This is a genomic window from Thiobacillus sp. SCUT-2, assembly GCF_035621355.1.
Classification (GTDB): domain Bacteria; phylum Pseudomonadota; class Gammaproteobacteria; order Burkholderiales; family Thiobacillaceae; genus Thiobacillus; species Thiobacillus sedimenti.
Genome location: NZ_CP141769.1, coordinates 2,228,571 through 2,249,795, shown reverse-complemented (window position 1 = coordinate 2,249,795; position 21,225 = coordinate 2,228,571). Strand labels below are relative to the sequence as shown.

Annotated in this window: 22 protein-coding genes; 13 read left to right on the top strand and 9 right to left on the bottom strand. The window is 69.0% G+C overall.

Annotated elements, in window-relative coordinates; all coding sequences use genetic code 11:
* Positions 1 to 6: 6 nt before the first annotated feature.
* The 4 genes from VA613_RS11210 to VA613_RS11195 are packed head-to-tail and all read right to left on the bottom strand — an operon-like array spanning position 7 to position 4,091.
* Entirely contained in the window at positions 7 to 681 is a 675-nt protein-coding gene (locus tag VA613_RS11210) for a peptidylprolyl isomerase (protein ID WP_324779100.1), read from the bottom strand.
* Positions 682 to 731: 50 nt separating this feature from the next.
* A complete protein-coding gene (locus VA613_RS11205; protein WP_324779099.1) occupies positions 732 to 1,358 on the bottom strand; it encodes a DsbA family protein in 627 nt (208 codons plus the stop codon).
* 49 nt (positions 1,359 to 1,407) lie between these two features.
* Positions 1,408 to 1,581: a cbb3-type cytochrome oxidase assembly protein CcoS gene (ccoS, locus tag VA613_RS11200; RefSeq protein ID WP_324779098.1), complete on the bottom strand. Its 174-nt coding sequence runs from the start codon at positions 1,579 to 1,581 to the stop codon at positions 1,408 to 1,410.
* Positions 1,582 to 1,586: 5 nt separating this feature from the next.
* Positions 1,587 to 4,091, bottom strand: a complete 2,505-nt coding sequence (locus tag VA613_RS11195) for a heavy metal translocating P-type ATPase (RefSeq protein WP_324779097.1) — start codon at positions 4,089 to 4,091, stop codon at positions 1,587 to 1,589.
* Positions 4,092 to 4,519: 428 nt separating this feature from the next.
* Here VA613_RS11195 and aat point away from each other — a divergent pair, with 428 nt between their 5' ends.
* The 7 genes from aat to VA613_RS11160 all read left to right on the top strand — a co-directional run bounded on the left by aat (position 4,520) and on the right by VA613_RS11160 (position 8,922).
* Positions 4,520 to 5,206: a leucyl/phenylalanyl-tRNA--protein transferase gene (aat, locus tag VA613_RS11190; protein WP_324779096.1), complete on the top strand. Its 687-nt coding sequence runs from the start codon at positions 4,520 to 4,522 to the stop codon at positions 5,204 to 5,206.
* The gene (locus tag VA613_RS11185) at positions 5,206 to 5,928 is read left to right on the top strand and encodes an arginyltransferase (RefSeq protein WP_324779095.1); all 723 of its coding nucleotides are present in this window, start codon (positions 5,206 to 5,208) and stop codon (positions 5,926 to 5,928) included. The genes aat and VA613_RS11185 overlap by 1 nt, the downstream gene beginning before the upstream one ends.
* Positions 5,925 to 6,767 carry a hypothetical protein gene (locus VA613_RS11180; RefSeq protein WP_324779094.1) on the top strand — a complete coding sequence of 281 codons (843 nt, stop codon included), beginning with the start codon at positions 5,925 to 5,927 and terminating at the stop codon, positions 6,765 to 6,767. Before VA613_RS11185 ends, VA613_RS11180 begins: the two co-directional genes overlap by 4 nt.
* 12 nt (positions 6,768 to 6,779) lie before the next feature.
* Positions 6,780 to 7,574, top strand: coding sequence for a thymidylate synthase (locus VA613_RS11175; protein ID WP_324779093.1), 795 nt, complete (start codon positions 6,780 to 6,782; stop codon positions 7,572 to 7,574).
* Positions 7,571 to 8,071, top strand: a complete 501-nt coding sequence (locus tag VA613_RS11170) for a dihydrofolate reductase (protein WP_324779092.1) — start codon at positions 7,571 to 7,573, stop codon at positions 8,069 to 8,071. Before VA613_RS11175 ends, VA613_RS11170 begins: the two co-directional genes overlap by 4 nt.
* Before the next feature lie 79 nt (positions 8,072 to 8,150).
* Complete coding sequence (locus VA613_RS11165; protein ID WP_324779091.1) at positions 8,151 to 8,393, top strand: hypothetical protein; 243 nt, start codon at positions 8,151 to 8,153, stop codon at positions 8,391 to 8,393.
* A 190-nt stretch (positions 8,394 to 8,583) separates the two neighbouring features.
* Positions 8,584 to 8,922 (top strand): zinc ribbon domain-containing protein YjdM, encoded by a 339-nt coding sequence (locus VA613_RS11160; RefSeq protein ID WP_324779090.1) that lies wholly within the window; start codon positions 8,584 to 8,586, stop codon positions 8,920 to 8,922.
* 116 nt (positions 8,923 to 9,038) lie between these two features.
* Here the strand turns inward: VA613_RS11160 and VA613_RS11155 are convergent, their stop codons facing one another.
* From VA613_RS11155 to hrcA, 3 genes are all read right to left on the bottom strand, one after another.
* Positions 9,039 to 9,347, bottom strand: a complete 309-nt coding sequence (locus VA613_RS11155) for a hypothetical protein (protein WP_324779089.1) — start codon at positions 9,345 to 9,347, stop codon at positions 9,039 to 9,041.
* Between the two features lie 176 nt (positions 9,348 to 9,523).
* The gene (gene hemH, locus VA613_RS11150) at positions 9,524 to 10,627 is read right to left on the bottom strand and encodes a ferrochelatase (RefSeq protein ID WP_324779088.1); all 1,104 of its coding nucleotides are present in this window, start codon (positions 10,625 to 10,627) and stop codon (positions 9,524 to 9,526) included.
* Positions 10,628 to 11,644, bottom strand: coding sequence for a heat-inducible transcriptional repressor HrcA (hrcA, locus tag VA613_RS11145; RefSeq protein WP_324779087.1), 1,017 nt, complete (start codon positions 11,642 to 11,644; stop codon positions 10,628 to 10,630).
* Positions 11,645 to 11,763: 119 nt separating this feature from the next.
* Between hrcA and VA613_RS11140 the strand changes: the two genes are divergently transcribed.
* The 3 genes from VA613_RS11140 to VA613_RS11130 are packed head-to-tail and all read left to right on the top strand — an operon-like array spanning position 11,764 to position 14,798.
* The gene (locus VA613_RS11140; protein ID WP_324779086.1) at positions 11,764 to 12,636 is read left to right on the top strand and encodes an NAD kinase; all 873 of its coding nucleotides are present in this window, start codon (positions 11,764 to 11,766) and stop codon (positions 12,634 to 12,636) included.
* A gap of 6 nt (positions 12,637 to 12,642) precedes the next feature.
* Positions 12,643 to 14,298 (top strand): DNA repair protein RecN, encoded by a 1,656-nt coding sequence (recN, locus tag VA613_RS11135; protein ID WP_324779085.1) that lies wholly within the window; start codon positions 12,643 to 12,645, stop codon positions 14,296 to 14,298.
* Positions 14,295 to 14,798 carry a thermonuclease family protein gene (locus tag VA613_RS11130; protein WP_324779084.1) on the top strand — a complete coding sequence of 168 codons (504 nt, stop codon included), beginning with the start codon at positions 14,295 to 14,297 and terminating at the stop codon, positions 14,796 to 14,798. Before recN ends, VA613_RS11130 begins: the two co-directional genes overlap by 4 nt.
* Here VA613_RS11130 and VA613_RS11125 read toward each other — a convergent pair.
* Entirely contained in the window at positions 14,795 to 16,597 is a 1,803-nt protein-coding gene (locus tag VA613_RS11125; RefSeq protein ID WP_324779083.1) for a SulP family inorganic anion transporter, read from the bottom strand. The two genes, VA613_RS11130 and VA613_RS11125, sit on opposite strands and share 4 nt — an antisense overlap.
* 170 nt (positions 16,598 to 16,767) lie before the next feature.
* Between VA613_RS11125 and VA613_RS11120 the strand changes: the two genes are divergently transcribed.
* Positions 16,768 to 17,103 carry a c-type cytochrome gene (locus VA613_RS11120; protein WP_324781240.1) on the top strand — a complete coding sequence of 112 codons (336 nt, stop codon included), beginning with the start codon at positions 16,768 to 16,770 and terminating at the stop codon, positions 17,101 to 17,103.
* Between the two features lie 14 nt (positions 17,104 to 17,117).
* Complete coding sequence (locus tag VA613_RS11115) at positions 17,118 to 17,441, top strand: c-type cytochrome (RefSeq protein WP_324779082.1); 324 nt, start codon at positions 17,118 to 17,120, stop codon at positions 17,439 to 17,441.
* Positions 17,442 to 17,503: 62 nt separating this feature from the next.
* Here VA613_RS11115 and VA613_RS11110 read toward each other — a convergent pair whose 3' ends face one another.
* Positions 17,504 to 18,427, bottom strand: a complete 924-nt coding sequence (locus VA613_RS11110) for a histone deacetylase family protein (protein WP_324779081.1) — start codon at positions 18,425 to 18,427, stop codon at positions 17,504 to 17,506.
* A gap of 104 nt (positions 18,428 to 18,531) precedes the next feature.
* Between VA613_RS11110 and VA613_RS11105 the strand changes: the two genes are divergently transcribed.
* Positions 18,532 to 21,210, top strand: coding sequence for a bifunctional acetate--CoA ligase family protein/GNAT family N-acetyltransferase (locus tag VA613_RS11105; protein WP_324779080.1), 2,679 nt, complete (start codon positions 18,532 to 18,534; stop codon positions 21,208 to 21,210).
* Positions 21,211 to 21,225 lie beyond the last annotated feature (15 nt).

Genomic DNA, 21,225 nt, shown 5'->3' with positions numbered 1-21,225 from the left:
GGGCGTTCAGGGCTTGGCGCCTTCGACCGGTTCGGGTCGAACGGCGGCCGCCGCGGGCAGCACGCTGACGCGCTTCATGACCACGGGCGCGTTCGGCACGTCGTCGTAGGGGCCGCGGCTGCCGCGCGGGACGGCGACGATCGCGTCGACCACGTCCATGCCGCTCGTGACCTGGCCGAACACGGCATAGCCCCAGGTGTCGTCGCTCTTGCCGTGATGGTCGAGGAAGCGATTGTCCGCGACGTTGATGAAGAACTGCGAGGACGCCGAACCGGGATCGGCCATGCGTGCCATCGCCAGCGTGCCGCGCAGGTTCCTGAGGCCGTTGTCGGCTTCGTTCGGGATCGGGGCGCCCCGCGGTTTTTCGGCCAGGTCCGCGGTCATGCCGCCGCCCTGGATCATGAAGCCGGGGATGACGCGATGGAAGATCGTGCCGTCGTAGAAGCCGCGCTTCACGTAGCCGAGGAAATTGGCGACGCTCTTGGGGGCGTTGCGGGGGAACAGCTCGACCGTGATGTCGCCCTGGCTGGTCTCGATCAGCACGCGCGGATTGGGCGGCTGGCCTGGTGCCGGCGCGGTCGAGACGGTCTGCTTGCCGGGCTCGCCGGCGCCGCAGCCGGACATGCCGAACACGATCGCGGCGAGGAACAGGGGGATCGAGAGCAGGGACACGCGGATCATCGACAGGGCTCCGGAAGGCGAAGCAGCGATTCTAGCGGCCTCCGGGCGAATCACGCAGCAGACGGCAGGGTGGCGTCGATCGCCGCGCGCACCGACTCCAGCGACTCGCAGCCCTGGCTGAGGGTGTCCAGCTTCGCGTCGTGCTGCACGATCAGCGTGGGGAAGCCGCGCACGCCGGCCTGGCGTGCGTGGCGGAAATGCGCCTGGGTCCGGTGGCGTGCCGCCTCGCCGTCGAATGCGCTCCGGAAGGCGCCACGGCTCACGCCGGTCTCCGCCGCCACGTCGGCCAGCACGTCGGGTTGCGTGACGTCGCGGCCCTGCGCGTAGAACGCCGTCTGGATCGCCTTGAACATCGGAAACGTCAGCGAGGGGTTGAACCCCGCGACGGTTGCGACGGCACGACAGGCCGGTTCGGTGTCGTAGACGAAGCCCGGAGGCAAGGCGCCGTCGAAGCGGAACGGCTGGCCGGTGCGGGCCTGGACGGCGTGCCAGTGATGCAGGATCTCGTCGCGCTGCGCGGGCGACATCGGCGTCGTGTCGTGACGCAGGCCGCCGAGCACCAGCGCGATCTTCATGCGCTCGCGGTAGGCGTCCCGCACGGCTTCGATGACCGGGGTGAACCCCCAGCACCACGAGCACATCGGGTCGGCGAAATACCAGAGGATGGGCGGGCTCATTCCGGCGGCAGCCTCCTGGAACGGAAAGCTCCCAGCATAGGCGATGCGCTTACGGTTTGGGTGCGTCGTCCGGAGGCGGCGGCGTGTCGTCGTCCATGATGACGCTGTGCGCCGGGCCTTCGAGATCGTCGAACTGGCCGCTTCTGGCGGCCCACAGCAGCACCCAGGCGATGACGCCGACGAGGACGAGGCTGAGCGGGATGAGCAGGACGAGGATATCCATAAGGGTCAGCGCCGTGCGGGGAGCGGCGTGCCGGACGGCACCGGGGCCGGTGCCGGTGCGGACTTGAAGTCGGCGAGCCGCAGCGCGTTCAGCACCACCAGCAGCGAACTCGCCGACATGCCGATGCCGGCGAGCCAGGGCGTGACGTGGCCGAGGGCCGCCGCCGGGATCGCGACGAGGTTGTAGGCCAGCGCCCAGCCGAGGTTTTCGCGGATGATGCGCTGCGTCTTGCGGGCCAGCGCGACGCCGTCGGCCAGGGTGGCGAGGCGGCTGCCGAGCATGACCATGTCCGCCGCCGCCTGCGCCACGTCGGCACCTTCGCCCATGGCGATCGACACTTGCGCGCCGGCGAGCACGGGAGCATCGTTGATGCCGTCGCCGACCATGGCGACGATGCGGTCTTCGGCCTGCAACTGCTTGACGTAGGCGAGCTTGTCCTCCGGCATGGCGGCGGCGCGCCAAGCACCGATGCCGAGCTGCTGCGCGATGGCCTCGACGGCCGGCGCGGCGTCGCCCGACAGCAGGTGCAGGCGCAGCCCCTGCCGCTTGAGCGCGTCGAGCGCGGCGGCCGCATCGGCGCGCGGCGTGTCGGCCAGCGCAAACCACGCGATGGGAACGTCGTCCTCGGCGAGGGCGACCCAGCTCTCGTATCCGCTTGGCGAACCTGCGGAATCACGCTCCGGCGGCGCGTCGCCGGCCGCGACGAAGCGCGGCGTGCCGAGGCGGTAGGCATGGCCGCCGATGCGGCCCTCGACGCCGAGCCCCGGGGTATTGCGGATGTCGCTGGCGGAGCGCGAGGGGGCCGGGCAGGCATCGCGCAGCGCGCGTGCGATCGGATGCTCGGAGCCGGCCTCGAGCGCGGCGGCGATCGCGCCGACTTCGTCCGCGCTGCGGCCGCCGAGCGGGACCACGCGGCGGACCGCGAGGCGGCCGAGCGTGAGCGTTCCGGTCTTGTCGAACACCAGGTCGGTCGCCCGCGCCAGCGTTTCCAGCGCATGGCCGCGCGTGGTCAGGAGGCCGAGCCGCGTCAGCCGCCCGGTCGCGGTGGTCAGTGCCGCCGGCGTGGCGAGCCCGAGCGCGCAGGGGCAGGTGATGACGAGGATGGACACGACGATCCACAGCACCCTGGCCGGGTCGATCGCATACCAGGCAAGGCCGACGCCGACGGTGATCAGCAGCAGCAGGCCGACGAACCACGCGGCGGCGCGGTCGGCCAGCTGGCCGATGCGCGGCTTCTCGCTCTGCGCGCGGTCGAGCAGGCGGACGATCGAGGCCAGCCGCGTGTCGGCGCCGAGCTTGTCGACGCGCACGACCAGCGGGCTGGCCTGGTTGAGGCTGCCGCCGACCACACGCGCGCCGCGGCCCTTCGACAGCGGCATCGATTCGCCGGTGAGCATTGCTTCGCTTACCGCGCTGTCGCCGTCGACGACCACGCCGTCGGCCGGCAGCGTCTCGCCGGGGCGGACCAGCACATGGTCGCCCACCGTCAGCCGCGCCACCGGAACCTGCTCCTCGTCGCCTTCCGGCCAGCGGGGCAGGCGCGTGGTGGCCGCGGGGATGAGCTTCACCAGTTCCTCGACCGCCGCGCCGGCGCGGCGGCGCGCGTTCATTTCCAGGAAGCGCCCGGTCAGCAGCAGGAAGACGAACATGTTGACCGAGTCGAAGTACACCTCGCCGTGGCCCGAGAACGTCGCGTAGACGCTGGCGACGAATGCAGTCGCGATGCCGAGCGCGACCGGCACGTCCATGCCGAGGGTGCGGCGCCTGAGGTCGCGCCAGGCGCCGATGAAGAAGGGCCAGGCCGAATACACCACCACCGGGATGGTGAGAATCAGGCTCGCCCAGCGCATCAGCAGCCGGATGTCGGCGCTCATGTCGGTGGCGGTGTAGCCCGGCAGGGCGTACATCATCACCTGCATCATGCCGAGGCCGGCGATGGCGAGCCGCTTGATCGCGGTGTTGCGCTCGCGCCGGTAGACGTCGTCGGAGCGGCCCGGGTCGAAGGGGTGGGCGATGTAGCCGATGTCGGAAACCGCTTTCAGGATCGCCGACAGCTGGATGCGGCTGTTGTCCCAGCGCACCCGCGCGCGTCGCGTCGCGTAGTTGATCTCGACCGACAGCACGCCGGGCAGCGCCGCGATGTGGCGCTCGTTCAGCCAGATGCAGGCCGCGCAGACGATGTTCTCGAGGATCAGTGCGGCCTCGCGGACGTTCTCCGCCTCGACGCGCACGAAGCTCTCCTGGATCTCGGGCAGGTCGTAGAGCCCGAGCTGCGCGAGTTCGGATTCGGCCTGCTGCGGCGTCGCCGGCAGCGCGGTGCGGTGGAGGTAGTAGGCGCCCTGGCCGCTGTCGATGATGGTCTGCGCCACCGCCTGGCAGCCGCGGCAGCATGCCTCGCGGGTTTCGCCCTGGAACGTCACCGGATAGTGGGCGCCCTCGGGCACCGGCAGGCCGCAGTGGAAGCAGCCCGAAAAAGAAGGGGCGTCCGTGAGCGTAGGAGAGGAACTCACGAAACGCCCCGCAGGAGAACGCCCGGGAGGGGTGCGCCCGGGAGAGAGGTCGGGCGGGCCGCGAGCGTTTGGTACGGCTTGTGTTCAGACGTCATTTCGGTCGCCGCCTGTCCAGGGCGCGGGGTAGGCGCCCTGGTCGGCAGGCACGACGCCAAGGCTTGTGGCCCGTGCGTCACTCCGGCTGGTTTGAACGTTGCGTATGCTGTTGCCATTCTTCGTCACTGCTGTGTCCGTGGCATGGAGCCTCGCCCGCGAGCGTGGTTCCCGCCAGTTGTCGAGCCGGCCATTATAGAAGCGCGCGGCACTCGGCCCCCGCTTGCCTCCGCCGGATCGTCAGATAGCAGCATTGAAGATGCGCATATCCTAATGCAAGCGGCTTCGGGAGGCAAGCCCGCTCGCGTCCGGGAGGATTCCGCTACCATGACGGCATGAGCGGACGCGTCGACAATCCCCTCGGTTTTCCGCCGGTCGAGACCGCGCTTGCCGAGCCCAACGGCCTCTTGGCGATGGGCGGCGACCTCTCGCTGGAGCGCCTGCTGGAGGCCTATCGCCACGGCATCTTCCCGTGGTTCAACCCGGGCGAGCCGATCCTGTGGTGGAGTCCCGACCCGCGCATGGTGCTGGTCCCGGGCGAGGTGCGCGTCACCCGTTCGCTCGCCAAGCGCATCCGCAACGGCGGCTTCGAGGTGCGCGTCGACACCGCCTTCGTCGAGGTCATGCGGGCCTGCGCCGCGCCGCGCCCCGGTGCCGGCGGCACCTGGATTTCGCCGGCGATGATCGCGGCCTACACCCGGCTGCACGCGGCCGGCTACGCCCACGCGGTCGAAACCTGGCGCGACGGCCGTCTCGTCGGCGGCCTGTATGGCGTGGCGATCGGGCGCATGTTCTACGGCGAATCGATGTTCAGCCGCGAACCGGACGCCTCCAAGGTCGCGCTGGTGCACCTCGCGCGCCAGCTCGAGCGCTGGGGCTTCGGGCTCATCGACTGCCAGATGGAGACGGCGCACCTCGCCAGCCTGGGCGCCCGCACCCTGCCGCGCGCGGCATTCACGGCACGGGTGGCGGAATTGGTAAACTTGCCGCATCAGCCCGGGCCGTGGAGCTTCACCGAGTAATGCATCCGACCGAACCACCGTTCCAGCGCATCCAGTTCTACCTGACGGCGCATTACGACTGCAGTTATCTGTCCGACCGGCGGGCGCGCTCGCAGGTCGCGACGCCGACCCACCTGATCGACAGCCGCGCCTACAGCGCCCTGATCCGGGCCGGCTTCCGCCGCAGCGGCCAGTTCACCTACCGCCCCCACTGCGAGCAATGCCACGCCTGCGTGCCGGTTCGCGTCGACGTCGGACGCTTTTCGCCCAGCCGCACCCAGCGCCGCTGCCTCAAGCGCAACGGCCATCTCGCCGCGCGCTTCCTGCCGCTCGATTTCCGGGACGAGCACTATGCGCTCTACCGCGCCTATCTCGGCAGCCGCCATGCCGGCGGCGGCATGGACCGCGACGGCCCCGACCAGTACACGCAGTTCCTGCTGTCGTCCAACGTCGACTCGGTGCTGGTCGAATTCCGCGACGGCGACGACCTGGTCATGGTGTCGCTGATCGACCAGGTCGACGACGGCGTGTCCGCCGTCTACACGTTTTTCGACCCGGCGCGCGAGCAGCAGAGCCTCGGCGTATACGGCGTGCTGTGGCAGATCGAGCTGGCGAAGCGGCTGGAGCTCCCCTATCTCTATCTCGGCTACTGGATCGCCGAGAGCCGCAAGATGGCGTACAAGAAGCAGTATCCGCCGCTCGAGGGGCTGGTCGACGGCCGCTGGGAGGTCCTCGACGCATGAAGGCCTGGCTGCGGGTCGCCGCCCTGGCGGCGATCCTGCCGGGTTGCGCACTCACCGTCAGCGACCCGCGCGCGCTGCAGCCGGTCGACGGCTTCGTGGCGCTCGCGAGCGATGCGCGGGTCCGGGTGGAACCGGGATTCGAAGCCTACGGCGCGCGCGTCGCCGCCGCGCTGCCGGAGGCGATCGCGAAGGTCGAGGCCGCGCACTACCTGCCGTTTCTCCATCCGCCGCGCATCTATGTCTGCGGCACCGCGGACTGCTTCAACCGCTACGTGATGACGCCGCGGCTGTCCGCCGCCGTCATCCCGGACAACCGCCTGATCCTGTCGCCCAATCTCGACGGCCCTGAAAGGAGCCGCCTGCCTGCACTGCTGACGCACGAGCTCGCGCACCTGCATCTGGGGCAGCGCATCGGCCACTACAACAGCACCGTTCCGGTCTGGTTCCACGAAGGCTGGGCGACGCTGACGGCCGACGGCGGCGGCGCCGAATACGCGACCGACGCGCAGGCGGTCGCCGCGATCCGCGCCGGCCGGCGCATCGACCTCGGCCTGCGCGATGTCCCCGACCGGCGCCACCGCGCCGGCGCCTTCAAGCTGGGCATCTTCGAGTTCTACCGCGAGTCGATGCTGCTGGTCGGCTGGCTGAAGGCGCAGGACGAGGCGCGCTTCCGCCGCCTGGCGCTGGCGGTGCAGGACAATGCCGATTTCGAGATCGCGTTCTGGGACATCTACGGCGAGTCCCCCGCGGCCCGCCTGGCCGCCTTCTACGACGGCGTTCAGGCCGGTGCCGGATTCGACGATAATGGGCGCATTCTGGCCGCGCCCGCACACCCCTGATCCGTCCTCGACATGAAACCCTACCTCGACCTGATGCGCCACGTGCTCGAGCACGGCACCCGCAAAGACGACCGCACCGGCACCGGCACCCTCTCGGTGTTCGGCTGGCAGATGCGCTACAACCTCGCCGAGGGCTTCCCGCTCGTCACCACCAAGAAATGCCATCTGCGCTCGATCATCCACGAGCTCCTGTGGTTCCTCAAGGGCGACACCAATATCCGCTACCTGAAGGAAAACGGCGTCTCGATCTGGGACGAGTGGGCCGACGAAAACGGCGACCTCGGCCCGGTCTACGGCTACCAGTGGCGCAGCTGGCCCGGGCGCGACGGCGGCACAATCGACCAGATCGGCGAAGTGGTGAAGACGCTCAGGACCAACCCCGACTCGCGCCGCATCATCGTCTCGGCGTGGAACGTCGCCGACCTCGACAGGATGGCGCTGGCGCCGTGCCACGCCTTCTTCCAGTTCTACGTCGCCGACGGCAGATTGAGCTGCCAGCTGTACCAGCGCAGCGCCGACATCTTTCTCGGCGTGCCGTTCAACATCGCGAGCTATGCGCTGCTGACCCTGATGATGGCACAGGTGACGGGGCTGAAACCCGGCGACTTCGTCCACACGCTGGGCGATGCCCACCTCTACCTCAACCACCTCGACCAGGCGCGCGAGCAGCTGTCCCGCGCGCCGCGCGCCTTGCCGACGATGAAGCTGAACCCCGACGTCAAGGACATCTTCGGCTTCCGCTTCGAGGACTTCACGCTCGAGGGCTACGACCCGCATCCCGCGATCAAGGCGCCGGTGGCGGTATGAACGTGCAGAAGCCGCGCATCAGCGTCATCGCCGCGCTCGCGAAGAATCGCGTCATCGGAATCGAGAACCGGCTGCCCTGGCGCCTGCCGGAGGACCTCGCCCATTTCAAGGCGCTGACGCTCGACCATCCGATCCTGATGGGCCGCAAGACCTTCGAGTCGCTCGGCCGCCCGCTGCCCGGGCGCACCAACGTGGTCATCACGCGCAACGCCGATTACCGGCCCGAAGGATGCCTCGTGGCCGACTCCATTCCCGCCGCCATCGCGCTGTGCGGCAAGGCCGACGAGATCTTCTTCATCGGCGGCGCCGAGCTCTACGCCCAGGCCATTCCGCTCGCCGACCGGCTGTATCTGACCGAGGTGGACATCGCGCCGGCGGGCGACGCCTGGTTTCCCGATTACGACCGCAGCGCGTTTCGGGAAGTCTCGCGCGAATCCCACCTCGGCAAGAAGGGGGATACGCTGCGCTTCGATTTCGTGGTGTACGAGCGGGGATAGGCGGAAGCCGCGTGGTTTGCCGATTGCCGCCGCTCAGCCCCATCCGATGATTTTGCGTCAATCGAAAGGGAGAAGATCCATGTCCGACCTGAGCCCGCTCGAGGAACATTTTCCGCGTCTGGCCCACGAGATCGCGGCGTTCTGGGGAGCGTCCACCTGCTTCGACCAGCTGCAGGGTTTGCTGGTGGACACCCGCGGCGGCCGCCAGGGCTTTCCACCGGATGTCTATTCGGACTTGTCCCTGCTGCTGACGCTGGTCCCGCGGCCGAAGGGGCCCTACGACATCTGGAATGACGCGCTGGATGCGGACAAGATGGCGTGAATGTCGAACAATTGTGAGGGTCGTCGCGAAGTGTTCCGAATGCGGACATGACGAACGTCGGGCGGCCCTCCTGATCGGGCTTCGGATCGACGTGTTCCTCTTGGAACCTGTTTGAAACCAGCCATGTTGAGCAGTTCGAGGAAAAAATGAAGATGAAAGACAGCAGCCCAACCACGCAAAGGGGCGCAGCATGAGCGGTCTGCCCAAATGCCCCCAGTGCGGTTCGGAATTCACGTACGAGGACGGTGCCATGTACGTGTGCCCGGAATGCGCGCACGAATGGTCGAAGGATTCGGCGGCGGCCACCGATGAAGTCCGTGTCGTGCGCGACGCCAACGGCAACGTGCTGGCGGACGGCGACACGGTCACGGTGATCAAGGACCTGAAGGTCAAGGGGGCGTCACTGGTCGTGAAGGTGGGGACCAAGGTGAAGAACATCCGCCTGGTCGAAGGCGATCACGACATCGACTGCAGGATCGACGGCGTCGGCGCGATGCAGCTGAAGTCGGAGTTCGTGAAGAAGGCGTAGGGCGCCCGACTTCCATCTGGCGTCAGCGACGCAACGGGGCCGCGCCCCGTTTTTCCATGGCCGTCGCGCGCCGCTCGGGCCGGCGTGGCTTCGGCGTGCCTCGCGAGGCGTCGGGCCTAGTGTTCCAGACGCTCGACCAGCTTCTCCAGTTGCTGGGCCAGCGTGTCCCACACGATCATGGGGCCCTTGTTCTCGAATTCCGCTTCGGACCACTGCGCCGCGGGAAGCTGCTTGTATTCCTCCACGCGACCGGCCAGTCTGTCGCGCTCCGCCTTCGCGGTCGCGAGCTGTTTCGCCGCGTCGCCGGCGGCGTCGGGAACGAGCTGCCGGGCGCGTTCGAGCAGGGTGTCCACCTGCTTCAGGCGCATCTCGTGTTCGAGGATGTGTTGCTGGACCAGGCGATCCACATGCGGCGTGTCGATCATGGGAAACCTCCGGGAACGGCCGTTTGGCGTGATGATTGAAAGCTAGTCGGTGACGCTTCCGACTACAAGTCGGGTTTCGGGTCCACCTTCGCCGCCGGCGCCCGGAGGGAATCGGCGAGGCAAAAAAAAACGGGGCACCAGCCCCGTCGGCAAGCCTTTGCTTCTGATGAAGCCCGTCAGCTGCGCGCGCCCAGCGCCAGCGCACGGCTCCGGCTGGCCCGGCGCGCGGCTTCGTCGGCGTCGCGATCCCGGCTCTCGTCGACCCAACCGCCGAGGTTGGCCAGCGCGATCTCGCCGAGCGCGTCGATCCATCGGGGATGCTCGTTGAGTGCGGGGATGTAGTGGAAGGCCTTGCCGCCGGCGGCGAGGAAGGTGGCACGACCTTCCATCGCCAGCTCTTCCAGGGTTTCGAGGCAGTCGGCGGTGAAGCCCGGCGCGACGACGTCGACGCGGCCGACGCCGGCACGGCCGAGTTCCTCGAGGGTCTTGTCGGTGTAGGGCTGGATCCACTCGGCGCGGCCGAAGCGCGACTGGAAGGTGAGGCGATACTGGGCGGGTTCCAGCCCCAGCGCCTCGGCCAGCAGGCGGCCGGTCTTCCGGCACTCGCAGTGGTAGGGGTCGCCCTTGTCGAGCGTGTAGCGCGGCACGCCGTGGAAGCTCATCAGCAGCACGTCGGGGCGGCCGTGCATCTGCCAGGCGTCGCGGATGTTGGCGGCGAGCGCCCGGATGTAGGCGGGATGATCGTGGTAGTGCTTGACCGTGCGCAGCGCCGGCTGGTTGCGGACGTGCTTGAGCCAGTCGAATGCGGCGTCGAAGGCGGTCGCGGTGCTCGACGCGGCGTATTGCGGATACGCCGGCAGGATCAGGATGCGGTCGCAGCCGGCTGCCTTCATCTTCTCCAGCGTGGCGGGGATCGCGGGCGTGCCGTAGCGCATCGCGTACTCGACGACGAAGGGCGAGGCGATTTTCTCGCCCAGCCAGCCCTTCAGCAGCTTCGCCTGCTTCTCGGTGTGCACCTTGAGCGGCGAGCCCTCGGCCGTCCAGATCGACGCGTACTTCTCGGCGGATTTCTTCGGCCGCGTGTTGAGGATGATGCCGTTGAGTATGAGCCACCAGATCGGGCGCGGAATCTCGACGACGCGCGGGTCGGACAGGAACTCCCGGAGGTAGGGGCGCAATGCCCTGGCGGTCGGCGCCTCCGGCGTGCCGAGGTTGACTAGCAGGATGCCGGTGCGCGCCGCTTGCCCGTGGGTGTATTCCGGCTCGTTGGCGTATTTCATTCAGTGATGCGACAGGGCGCTGGACAGGATTTTGGCGGTGACGTCGACGATCGGCACCACGCGTTCGTAGGCCATCCGCGTGGGACCGACGACGCCCAGCGTGCCGACGACCTGGCCGTCGACCGAGTAGGGCGCCGTGACGAGGCTGCATTCGTCGAGCGGCAGCAGCTCGGATTCGCCGCCGATGAAGATCTGCACGCCGGCGGCGTTGCGCGACTGGTCGAGCAGGCGCAGCAGGCCGGTCTTCTGCTCGAAGGCGTCGAACAGGCGGCGCAGGTTGCCCATGTTGCTGGACAATTCCTCGACGTCGAGGAGCTTGCGGCTGCCGGCGACCACGACGTTTTCCTGGCTGGCGTCGAGCGCCTGGCTGCCGGCGTCGACCGCCGCGCTCATCAGGCGCGTGATGTCGTCGCGCATGCGGCCGAGCTCGTCGCGCAGCCTGGTCCGCACCTGGTCGAAGCTGAAGCCCGCGAAGTTCTGGTTGAAGTAGTTGGCGGCCTCGGTGAGCGCCGAGGCGCTGTAGGGCTGTTCGGTCAGGATGACCCGGTTCTCGACTTCGCCTTCCATGGTTACGATGATCAGCAGGATGCGCTTTTCCGACAGCCGCAGGAACTCGACCTGGCGGAAGGCCGGGCTGCGCCGCGGCGTCATCACCAGCCCGGCGAACTGGCTGAGGTCGGACAGCAGCGTGGATGCCGCGGTGATGAGGCGCTGCGGGTCGGACGGCGCGAGCTGCGTCTCGAGCTGGCTGACGGCGACGCGGTCGAGCGGCCGCACGGTCAGCAGCGTGTCGACGAAGAAGCGGTAGCCGCGCGGCGTCGGCACGCGGCCCGCCGAGGTGTGCGGGCTGGTGACGAAGCCCATTTCCTCGAGGTCGGCCATGATGTTGCGGATGCTGGCGGGTGACAGGTCGAGGCCGGCATGCTTGGACAGGGTGCGCGAGCCCACGGGTTCGCCCTCGCTGATGTAGCGTTCCACGAGGGTTTTCAGCAGGATGCGGGCGCGGTCGTTGAGCATTCAGCGATTATATTCCGGGAGCGGGGAGCGGGGAGCGGGGAGCGGGGAGCGGGGAGCGGGGAGCCTGTCAGTCCGCTCCCTGCTTACCGTTCACCGCTCCCCCTATATAATCGCCCCTCATGCAAACCCCTTTCCATACGGTCGGCCTCGTCGGCAAATACGACAACCTGTGCATGGGCGAGTCCGCACGCGCCTTGGGGGAGTTCCTGCGGCGGCGCGGCCACGAGGTCCTGCTGGCCTGCCAGAGCGCCGACCATCTGGGCATCCGCGACTTTCCGACTCGCAACCTGCATCAGCTGGCGACGGAATGCGACGTGGTGGTGGTGCTGGGCGGCGACGGCACCATGCTGTCGATCGCGCGGGAGCTCGCGCCGCACGGCGCGCCGCTGATCGGAATCAACCAGGGGCGGCTGGGCTTTCTCACGGACATCACCGTGGAGGACATGTACGACGCGCTGGCGGAGATACTCAGCGGGCAATACGTGGCGGAAGAGCGCATCCTGCTGAACGGCCTGATCCGCCGCGGCGGCGAGGCGGTGTTCGAGTCCACGGCATTCAACGACGTGGTGGTGGGCAAGGGCGGCTCGGGCCGACTCATCGACCTCGAGATCGCGATCAACAGCGAGTTCGTCTACAGCCAGCGGGCGGACGGCCTGGTCGTGACCAGCCCGACGGGCACGACCGCGTACGCGCTCTCCGCCGGCGGTCCCATCGTGCACCCGACGCTGGAGGCGGTGGCGCTGGTGCCGATCTGCCCGCATACGCTGTCCGCGCGTCCCATCGTCGTCAGCAGCCATTCGCGCATCGAGATCCACCTGACCTATGCGGACGATGCGCGCGTGCATTTCGACGGCCAGAGCTATTTCGACCTCAAGAGCGGCGACCACGTCTGGATCACCCGCGCGAGCCGCCCGGTCACGCTGCTGCACCCGCATTCCTACAGCTACTACGACACCTTGCGGCAGAAGCTGCACTGGGGCAAGAAGCTCTGAGCACCCGTGCTGGCCCATCTGTCCATCCGCAACTACCTGCTGGTCGAGTCGGTCGAGCTTGACTTCGCGCCCGGCCTCACGGTGCTCACCGGGGAAACCGGGGCCGGCAAATCCATCCTGATCGACGCCTTGGCGCTGGCGCTCGGCGACCGCGCCGAGGGCGGCGTCGTGCGGCAGGGGGCCGCGCGCGCCGAAATCGCGGCCGAGTTCGCGCTCGACCGGTTGCCGCAGCTTGTGGCCTGGCTCGACGCGGCAGGCTTCGCGGCGGACGAGGGCACGCTGATCCTGCGCCGCGTGATCGATGCCGGTGGCCGCTCACGCGCCTTCATCAACGGCAGCGCCGCGACGCTGGCGCAGCTCAAGGAGGCTGCCGACTTCCTGCTCGACATCCATGGCCAGCATGCGCACCACGCCTTGCTGCGGCAGCAGGCGCAGCGCGAGGTGCTCGATGCCTACGCCGGCGCCCAGCAGCAGGCCGAGACGGTTGCGGCGGCCTGGCGTGCGTGGCAGGCCGCCCGGCAGCGGCGGCTCGACGCGGCGGCCCACGGGCAGGCGCGACAGATCGAGCGCGAAGGGCTCACGCTCGTCGTCGAAGAACTGCGGGCGCTCGGCGACGACCTCGGGCGTTGGGGCGAGATCCAGGCCGAGCATGCGCGGCTGGCGCACGTCACGACGCTGCTCGAGGGCAGCCAGGCGCTGATCGATGGGCTCGACGAGAGCGAGGCGGCGGTGTCGAGCCGGCTCGGCGAGCTGCGTGCGCGGCTCGATGCCATGCTGGCGGTCGACGACGGCCTAACGGACGTGGCGGCGCTGCTCGATGCGGCCAGCGCCGACGTCGCCGAGGCCGTGCATGCGCTGCGCCGCTATGCGAGCCATCTCAGCCTCGACCCCGAGCGCCTTGCCGAACTCGACCGGCGCCTCGCCGACATGCACCGCCTGGCGCGCAAGCAGCGGGTCCAGCCCGAGGCGCTGGCCGGGCTGCTGGAACAGTTCGAGGCACGGCTGGCCGCGCTCGCGGCGAGCGACGACCTCGAGGCCTTGCAGGCGGCGGAGGACGCCGCGCAGGCGCAGTACCAGTCCCAGGCCAGGGCGCTTTCGGCGCAGCGCCGCAAGGCGGCCGCCGCGCTGTCGAAGCAGGTCACCGCCGCGATGCACGAACTGGCGCTGGCCGGCGGGCAGCTCGACGTCCAGCTCCATCCCGCCAGCGAGCCGCGCGCGCATGGGCTCGAGGACGTGGCTTTCCTCGTCGCCAGCCATCCCGGCCTGCCGCCGGGGCCGCTCGCGAAAGTCGCGTCGGGCGGCGAGCTGTCGCGCATCAGCCTGGCGATCCAGACCGCGCTGTCGGGCGTGGCGGGCGTGCCGACGCTGATCTTCGACGAGGTCGACGTCGGCATCGGCGGCAGCGTCGCCGAGGCGGTCGGGCGGCGGCTGGCCAGGCTCGGCGAGCGCCGGCAGGTGCTCGTCATCACCCACCTGCCGCAGGTCGCGGCCCGTGGCACGCAGCACCTGCGCGTGTCCAAGCAGGCCAGCGGCGGCGTCGTCTCGTCCAACATCGAGGTGCTCGACGAGGCCGCGCGCGTCGAGGAGATCGCGCGCATGCTGGGCGGCCTCAGGATCACCGCGACCACGCGGCAGCACGCCGCCGAGATGCTCGCCGGGTGAGGCGGGGACTTGCGCCGTGGCTGGCGGCGCTCGTCTGGGTGCTCGCCGGCTCCGCAACGGCGGACACGTTGCATGGTGTGGTCATCGTCGTGATCGACGGCGATACCGTGCTGTTCAGGCCCGATCACGTCGATCCCGCGGGACGGGCCTTCCTGAAGCTTCGCCTGGCCGACGTCGACGCGCCGGAAAGGGACCAGCCCTTCGGGGACGCGGCGACGCGCGCGCTGGAGGCGCGTGTGCTGAAGCGACACGTGGAGGTGGAGACGGTCGCGACCGACGTCTATGGCCGCACCATCGCGCGGCTGTGTCGGGACGGCCGCGCGGTCGAGACCGAACTGGTGCGGCGCGGGCTTGCGTGGGCGACGGCGCGTTCGCGCCGCGGGGCCGCCCTCCGGACGGTCCAGCGCGAGGCACGCACGGCGCGCCGGGGTCTGTGGCAGGACGCTGCGCCGGTGCCGCCGTGGGTATGGCGGCGGGCGCGTGCGAAGGATAACGACTAGGCCGAAGCGCGCGGCGTGCCGTCGGGCAGCGCCACGTTGCACTCGTGGAAGATCCGGGCGGTGCAGGTCCGGCAGATCTCGTTGTCGAGGCGCGGGTAGACCGCGCGCAGCGCGTCGCCCTTGTGCTGGAAGATCTGGTCGGCGCCGACGGTGTCGACCTGCTTGCTGCGGTGCAGCATCTCGGTCAGGTCCGGCTGCACGCCGACCAGGTAGAGGCCGCCGCCCATCTTGCGCCGGCGCGCCGCTTCCTTGGCGAGCAGCTCGGCGCCGGCGAGGTCGACGAAGCCGATCGCGCGCGAGGTCAGCAGCAGGTGCTTCTTCTGCGGATTGGTCTCGTCGATGTTGCGGAACTGCTGCTGCACGTACTCGACCGCGCCGAAGAAGATCGAGCCTTCGACGCTCAGGACGGCCATCTGCGGGCAGGTCGGCGATTCGCTGTCGGCCTCGATGAACTTGCGGCGCGGGTTGTCGGCCTCGGAGGCGAGCGGAACCAGCTGCCGGATCGACGGGCGCGAGGTCCGATAGAGATAGAACATCAGCGACACCAGGATGCCGAGGAAGATGCCTTTCTCCAGATCCACGAGCGTGCCGATGAAGGTGATGGCCAGCACGATGCGCTCGCGCTTGTGGCGCTTGATGATCTCGCCCATGTGGTGGAAGTCGATCAGGCCGTAGGCGACGATGAACAGGATCGCCGCCATCGCCGGCACCGGCAGGTAGGCCGCCAGCGGCGCGACGAGCATCACGATCAGCAGCAGGAACACGGCCGACAGCGCCGCGGCGAGCGGCGTCTTGGCGCCCGAGGCATAGTTCACGCCGCTGCGGTTGAACGATCCGCTCGAGGCGTAGCCCGAGAAGAAGCTGCCGGCGATGTTCGACAGGCCCTGGCCGATGAACTCCTGGTTGCTGTCGATGCGCTGGTCGGATTTGATCGCGACGGAGCGCGCGATCGCGACCGCCTCCGTCAGCGCCAGGATCGCGATGATCGTCGCCGGGAAGAGGGTCTGCTTGATCGCCGCCAGCGAGAACTCGGGGACGGAGAACGGCGGGAACGAGGCGACCAGCGCGCCGACGGTCTTGATGCCGGTCTGCTCGACGCCGTAGCGTGCGTTCAGGAACGCCGCCACCAGGCTGCCCACCACCATCGCGACGATCATGTACGGCAGTTTCTTGAGATAGCGTCGCGCGAGGATGCCCGAGGCGAGCGTGGCGATGCCGACGACCATCACCCACAGGTTGATGTCCAGGATGTGGGTGCCGAAATGAATCAGCACTTCATGGAAATGCGCGCCGCGCGGAATGGCGAGGCCGAAGAAGTTCTTGATCTGGCTGGACGCGATGAGCAGCGCGGCGCCCGCGGTGAAGCCGATGATGACCGTGTGGGAGATGAAGTTGACCAGCACCCCCAGCCGCGCCACACCCATTCCCAGCTGGATCAGGCCCGTCAGCAGGGTCAGCGTGAGGACGAGGCCGATGTAGTGGGCGCTGCTCGGCTCGGCGAGCGGGCTGATCGAGGCGAAGACGACGATCGAGATCGCGGTCGTCGGTCCCGACACCAGATGCCAGCTGGACCCCCACAGCGCACCGATGACGGCGGGCACCATCGCGGCATAGAGGCCGTATTCGGGCGGCAGGCCGGCGATCGTGGCGAACGCCACCGCTTGCGGCAGCACCACCATCGCGCCGGTGAGGGCGGCGACCGCGTCGGCCTTGAGGGTGTCCGAATTGACGCTGGGCCACCAGCGGAGGAAGGGCAACAGGCGGTAAAGCCAGAGGGGGCAGGCCTTGAGGTCGATCACGCAAGCTCCAGAAGCATATTAGTGAATAATGTTATAAGCCTTTGGTATAAAAGGATTATTTGGGCCGCCAGCGGCCGTCGTCCGGGCGCTCCGGTCTTATAATCGAGCGCGAGCCCTGCGTCAGACGGGGACCCAACGACAATCAACCAAAGAGAGAGAGAGCGAGGATGATGAAACTCACCACGATGACGCTGTCGGCGTCCGTGCTGCTGGTGTTGGCCGCGCCGGTTCAGGCGACGGGCGACCCCAAGGCCGGGCAACTCAAGACCTCGATGTGCGCCGGTTGTCATGGCATTCCCGGCTGGCGTACGGTTTATCCCAGCGTTTACAGCGTCCCCAAGCTCGGCGGACAACATGCGGATTATATCGTAGCTGCGCTCAAAGCCTACAAGGATGGCGAACGCAACCATCCCGGCATGAAGAGCATCGCGAGCAGCCTGTCCGAGCAGGACATGGAGGATCTCGCCGCCTACTACGAGTCGTCCTACAGCGGTCCGGCCAATTGAGGGGAGACAACAACATGAAAACAATGCTTCTCATCGCCGCGACCGTTGCGCTCGCCGTTTCGCTCCCGCTCCATGCCGAAGGAAACTACGACGCCGGCAAGGCCAAGTCGACCACCTGCGCCGGCTGCCACGGCCCGGACGGCAACAGCACCGTGACGAGCTTTCCCCGACTCGCCGGCCAGCACCGTGATTACCTGGTTCAGGCCCTGCACGAATACCAGGCCGGCAAGCGCACCAACCCGATCATGGGCGCGCAGGCGAAGACCCTGTCGGCCACCGACATCGACGACCTTGCCACCTATTTTTCCGAGCAGAAGGGCCTGACGCTGAAGTACTGAACATCACGGCCGGAAACGCGAAGGGCGCTGCCGGGGGCGGCGCCCTTTTTCTTTCCTCCGGCCTACAGCGCCGCCAGCGCCTTGATGTGCGCGGCGACGCTGCGTCCCAGCGCGCTGAGGTCGTAGCCGCCTTCGAGCACCGAGACGATGCGGCCTTCGGCGTGGCGCGCGGCGACGTCCATCACCTGCTCGGTGATCCAGACGTAGTCGGCCTCGACCAGGCCGAACTGCGCCATCTCGTCTTCGCGGTGGCCGTCGAAGCCCGCCGAGCACAGCACGAGCTGGGGGCGGAAGGCCTCGAGCCGGGGCACGATGCGCATACTGAACGCTTCGCGGTAGCCGCTTCCCGCGGTGCCTGCCGGCAGCGGCACGTTGACGATGTGCGGGCTGACGGTGTCGGCACCGCGGAACGGATAGAAGGGGTGCTGGAAGGTCGAGCAGAGCATCACGCGCGGCTCGTCGCGGAAGATGTCCTCGGTGCCGTTGCCGTGATGGACGTCGAAGTCGACGATCGCGACGCGCTCGAGGCCGTGGGCGGCGAGCGCATGGGCGGCGGCCACCGCGACGTTGTTGAAGATGCAGAAGCCCATCGCCTGGTTGCGCGTGGCGTGATGACCCGGCGGACGGCAGGCGACGAAGGCGTTGGCGGCCTCGCCGCCGAGCACCAGGTCCACCGCCCTCACGGCGCCGCCGGCCGCATGGTAGGCGGCTTCCAGCGTGTGCGGTCCCATGCTGGTGTCGGGGTCGAGCATGTGGAGCCCCGCCGCCGGCGCGGCCGCCTCGATCGCGTCGACGTAGGCGGCGTCGTGGACACGCAGCAGCTGCTCGCGCGTGGCCGCCGGTGCCTCCACGTGCAGCAGGTGGTCGAACAGGTGGGCGGCGTGCAGGCGGTCGTCGATGGCGCGCAGCCGCGCCGGGCTCTCGGGATGCCAGGGGCCCATGTCGTGCCGGAGATAGCTGGGGTGGGTGAGATAGGCGGTATGCATGTTCGACAGTCGGCGGATGGGCGCACTATAGCCCGGCCGGATGGCGCTGTAACCGGGGATGGCCTAGGATAGGTCGCTCGAGCGCACCTGCCGTCAGCCAAGCCATGCCCCAGCATTATCTGCATCCCCTGTTCAACCCCCGTTCGGTGGCGGTCTTCGGCGCGAGCGAGCGCGAGGAATCCGTGGCAGGCACGCTGTTCCGCAACCTGCATCAGGCCGGTTTCCAGGGCACCGTCTATCCGGTCAACCCCAAGCACGAAACGGTGTTCGGCGAGCGCTGCTACGCCAGCGCGGCCGAGCTGCCGGCCATCCCCGAGCTGGCGCTGATCGCCACGCCCGCGGCCACGGTGGTGCGCATCCTCGAGGAATGCGGGCAGCGCGGCATCCGCCATGCCATCGTGCTGTCGGCCGGCTTCCGCGAGGTCGGCGCAAAGGGCGCCGCGCTGGAAGACGCGCTGAGCGCGGTCGCGCACCAATACGGCATCCGCTTCATCGGTCCCAACTGCCTCGGCATCCAGCGGCCCGCGATCGGCCTCAATGCGACCTTCAGCCAGGGCGCCACGCTGGCCGGCGACCTGGCGCTGGTGTCGCAGTCGGGCGCGCTGTGCACGGCGATGCTGGACTGGGCGGAAACCAACGGCATCGGCTTTTCCAGCGTGATCTCGACCGGCGCGTCGGCCGACCTCGACTTCGGCGAGATCCTCGACTACCTCGCCTACGACACCCGCACCAAGGGCATCCTGCTCTACATCGAGGGCATCCGCGACGCGCGCCGCTTCATGAGCGCACTGCGCGCGACGGCGCGCTTCAAGCCCGTCGTCATGGTCAAGGTCGGACGCCACGCCGCGGGCTCGCGCGCAGTCGCCTCCCACACCGGCGCGCTGGTCGGCTCCGACGCGGTGTTCGACGCGCTGGTACGGCGCGCGGGCGTGGTGCGGGTGAACACCATCCTGCAGCTGTTCGCGTCGGCGCGCGCGCTGGCGACGCACATCCAGCCGTCGGGCAACCGCCTTGCCATCGTCACCAACGGCGGCGGCCCGGGCGTGATGGCGACCGATCTCGCGGTCGACCTCGGCGTGCGCATGGCCGAGCTGTCGCCGGACACGATCGCCGCGCTCGACGCCGTGCTGCCGGACAACTGGTCGCGCGCCAATCCGCTCGACATCATCGGCGATGCCACCGCGGCGCGCTACCGGGCGACGGTCGAAGCCTGCCTGCAGGACGGCAACGTCGACGGCGTGCTGGTGATGCTGACGCCGCAGGCGATGACGCGTCCGACCGAGGTCGCCGCGGCCGTGGTCGAGGTGGCGCAGGGGGCGGCCAAGCCGGTGCTGACGTGCTGGATGGGCGACGGGCAGGTGCGCGAGGGGCGGGCGCTGTTCAAGCAGGCGGGCATCCCGTATTTCACGACGCCGGAGCCGGCGGTCGAGGTGTTCTCCTTCCTCTCGGCCTTCTACGAGAACCAGCGCCAGCTGATGCAGACGCCGGGTCCGCTGTCGCAGCAGGCCGAGCCGGACGTCGAGGGCGCGCGGCTCATCATCGAGGGCGCGCTGGCGCACGGGCGGCACCTGCTCAACGAGGTGGAATCGAAGGCGCTGCTGTCGGCGTTCCGCATCCCGGTGGCGCAGACGCTGATCGCGCGCGACCCCACCGAGGCGATGCTGCTCGCCCAGCAGATGGGTTTTCCGGTCGCGATGAAGATCAACTCGCCCGACATCACGCACAAGTCCGACGTCAACGGCGTGCGGCTGGGGCTCTCCAGCGGGCAGGCGGTGCGCGCCGCGTTCGGCGAGATGCTCGCCGAGGTGCGCCGCCTGCGTCCGGAGGCCACGCTCGACGGCGTCGTCATCGAACCGATGGTGGCGCGTCCGCATGCGCGCGAGGTGCTGCTCGGCGTGACCTCGGATCCGGTGCTGGGGCCGGTGATCGTGTTCGGCGCCGGCGGCGTCGATGTCGAGGCCTTCCAGGACCGCGCGGTGACGCTGCCGCCGCTCAACCGCTATCTCGCGCGCGACCTGATCCGGCGCACCCGCATCGCGACGCTGCTGGGGCCGTTCCGCAACCGGCCGCCGGCGGACATGGACGCGCTGGAGAACGTGCTGCTGCGCCTCTCGGAGATGGTCTGCGAACTGCCCTGGCTCGCCGAGCTCGACATCAACCCGCTGCTGGTCGACGAACGCGGCGCGCTGGCGCTGGATGCGCGCATCGTCATCGCGCCGCGCGTGCCGACCGCCGAGCGCTACGGGCACATGGCGATCCATCCGTATCCGGCGCATCTGGTCAGCCGCTGGCAGCTGCCGGGCGGGGAGAACGTCGTCATCCGTCCGATCCGCCCCGAGGATGCCGAGCTCACGCAGGCCTTCGTGCGCGGCCTGTCGGCGGAAACCAAGTATTTCCGCTTCATGGATGCGGTACGCGAGCTGACGCCGGTGATGCTGGCGCGCCTGACCCAGATCGACTACTCGCGCGAGATGGCGCTCCTGGCGCTGGCCGAGCTCGACGGGCGCGAGGTGGAACTCGGGGTCGCGCGCTATTCGATCAACCCGGACGGCCGATCCTGCGAGTTCGCGCTGGTGGTGGGCGATGCCTGGCAGAAGCAGGGGATCGGCCACAAGCTCATGGACGTGCTGATGGACGTCGCGCGCAGCAAGGGCCTGGAGGCGATGGAGGGCGAGGTGCTGAGAAGCAACCGGCCGATGCTGAAGCTGGTCGAGGCGCTGGGCTTCCGCGTCGAGCCGCATCCCGAGGACGACTCGGTGCGGCGGATCGTTCGCGCGCTGTAGCGGGAGAAACCCGGC

Excerpts from the sequence above, each read along its gene's own strand:
- VA613_RS11155 (WP_324779089.1), bottom strand. The coding sequence starts at position 9,347 with ATGATCGACACGCCGCATGTGGATCGCCTGGTCCAGCAACACATCCTC.
- VA613_RS11120 (WP_324781240.1), top strand. The coding sequence starts at position 16,768 with ATGAAACTCACCACGATGACGCTGTCGGCGTCCGTGCTGCTGGTGTTG.
- hemH (WP_324779088.1), bottom strand. The coding sequence starts at position 10,627 with ATGAAATACGCCAACGAGCCGGAATACACCCACGGGCAAGCGGCGCGC.
- aat (WP_324779096.1), top strand. The coding sequence starts at position 4,520 with ATGAGCGGACGCGTCGACAATCCCCTCGGTTTTCCGCCGGTCGAGACC.
- VA613_RS11165 (WP_324779091.1), top strand. The coding sequence starts at position 8,151 with ATGTCCGACCTGAGCCCGCTCGAGGAACATTTTCCGCGTCTGGCCCAC.
- VA613_RS11160 (WP_324779090.1), top strand. The coding sequence starts at position 8,584 with ATGAGCGGTCTGCCCAAATGCCCCCAGTGCGGTTCGGAATTCACGTAC.
- ccoS (WP_324779098.1), bottom strand. The coding sequence starts at position 1,581 with ATGGATATCCTCGTCCTGCTCATCCCGCTCAGCCTCGTCCTCGTCGGC.
- hrcA (WP_324779087.1), bottom strand. The coding sequence starts at position 11,644 with ATGCTCAACGACCGCGCCCGCATCCTGCTGAAAACCCTCGTGGAACGC.
- VA613_RS11110 (WP_324779081.1), bottom strand. The coding sequence starts at position 18,427 with ATGCATACCGCCTATCTCACCCACCCCAGCTATCTCCGGCACGACATG.
- VA613_RS11170 (WP_324779092.1), top strand. The coding sequence starts at position 7,571 with ATGAACGTGCAGAAGCCGCGCATCAGCGTCATCGCCGCGCTCGCGAAG.
- VA613_RS11105 (WP_324779080.1), top strand. The coding sequence starts at position 18,532 with ATGCCCCAGCATTATCTGCATCCCCTGTTCAACCCCCGTTCGGTGGCG.
- VA613_RS11180 (WP_324779094.1), top strand. The coding sequence starts at position 5,925 with ATGAAGGCCTGGCTGCGGGTCGCCGCCCTGGCGGCGATCCTGCCGGGT.
- VA613_RS11115 (WP_324779082.1), top strand. The coding sequence starts at position 17,118 with ATGAAAACAATGCTTCTCATCGCCGCGACCGTTGCGCTCGCCGTTTCG.
- VA613_RS11140 (WP_324779086.1), top strand. The coding sequence starts at position 11,764 with ATGCAAACCCCTTTCCATACGGTCGGCCTCGTCGGCAAATACGACAAC.
- VA613_RS11205 (WP_324779099.1), bottom strand. The coding sequence starts at position 1,358 with ATGAGCCCGCCCATCCTCTGGTATTTCGCCGACCCGATGTGCTCGTGG.
- VA613_RS11210 (WP_324779100.1), bottom strand. The coding sequence starts at position 681 with ATGATCCGCGTGTCCCTGCTCTCGATCCCCCTGTTCCTCGCCGCGATC.
- VA613_RS11185 (WP_324779095.1), top strand. The coding sequence starts at position 5,206 with ATGCATCCGACCGAACCACCGTTCCAGCGCATCCAGTTCTACCTGACG.
- VA613_RS11175 (WP_324779093.1), top strand. The coding sequence starts at position 6,780 with ATGAAACCCTACCTCGACCTGATGCGCCACGTGCTCGAGCACGGCACC.